Genomic DNA, 989 nt, shown 5'->3' with positions numbered 1-989 from the left:
GGATAGTAAAGATAGCATAGCGTTGGGGTTTAGTGATTTCTTGGGTAGTGTGGGTCTGGTTCATAACGTGTGTTCCAAGGATGTTCATGATGTGACTAAGCAGCATATGTGGGGTGGCTATCAGTGGAATAAAGATGGTAGCCTCATTGAGGGTAAGCCTGATGTGGGTGAGATGAAGCGGGTGATTGACTCGTATCGGCGTGTACGGTGTGCGTCGGGTATGACGCCTGTGAAGCAGTTTATGCTGGATTATATTCAAGCTGAGTATATGATGAGTGCTTTAGTCTCTGATACTTGTGACATGCAGAGGGCTATTGAGCGTGAGTATGAGCATATGCGTGCGTGTGTGGAGCGTGAGATTCGTTCCGCTCTAGCTATGATGCATACGCAGTTGTATGCTTTGTCGGACGAGGAGATCGAGTCGGCTATTTATCAGGCTGGTGTCAGTGAAAGTCAAGTATGGGATCGTTGTGATCAGGATACGAACGGTGATAGGAATACGGCTCAGTATGTGGCGCGGGATTGTGAACGGCTACGCGATAAAGTGAACGCTGGTATTGAGCAAGCAATGAATACAGATTCTCAGCTTGCCCGTGAGATTGCAACTTTTACGAATACTTATCATGATATGACGAACGTATGGAATCAAACTGCGTATTCTGCTGTAACGAATTCATTACATGTGGGACACATGGTAGCCTCAACCATTACTGATGCTGCCAATAACATAACAAACACTATCCAGGACAACGATAAATAACACGAAATAATTCTGTAAGTCGAATAAGAAGTACACGACTTAGCAAAAAACCTCGCATTTCTGCGAGGTTTAATTTGTCGGGCTGGCGGGATTTGAACCCACGACATCTTGTACCCAAAACAAGCGCGCTACCAAGCTGCGCTACAGCCCGAATACTTGTTGAGCTGAACTCAACAAAAGAAAACTATACAGCAATGTGCGAACTTTTGCATCTGGGCGTGTTGTATGT

The 989-nt window shown here is 45.4% G+C and carries 1 protein-coding gene and 1 tRNA gene; one reads left to right on the top strand and one right to left on the bottom strand.

Annotation, left to right across the window (positions count from 1 at the left end; translation table 11 throughout):
* Positions 1-760, top strand: a 760-nt coding sequence (locus EJ419_RS08325; RefSeq protein WP_165496219.1) for a hypothetical protein, incomplete at its 5' end; no start/stop codon positions are given.
* A gap of 77 nt (positions 761-837) precedes the next feature.
* Here EJ419_RS08325 and EJ419_RS03540 read toward each other — a convergent pair.
* Positions 838-911: transfer RNA gene (locus EJ419_RS03540), tRNA-Pro, on the bottom strand.
* Positions 912-989 lie beyond the last annotated feature (78 nt).

It is taken from the genome of Alloscardovia theropitheci, from assembly GCF_004332295.1.
In the GTDB taxonomy this organism is placed as follows: domain Bacteria; phylum Actinomycetota; class Actinomycetes; order Actinomycetales; family Bifidobacteriaceae; genus Alloscardovia; species Alloscardovia theropitheci.
This window is presented reverse-complemented; position numbering and strand designations above follow the sequence as displayed.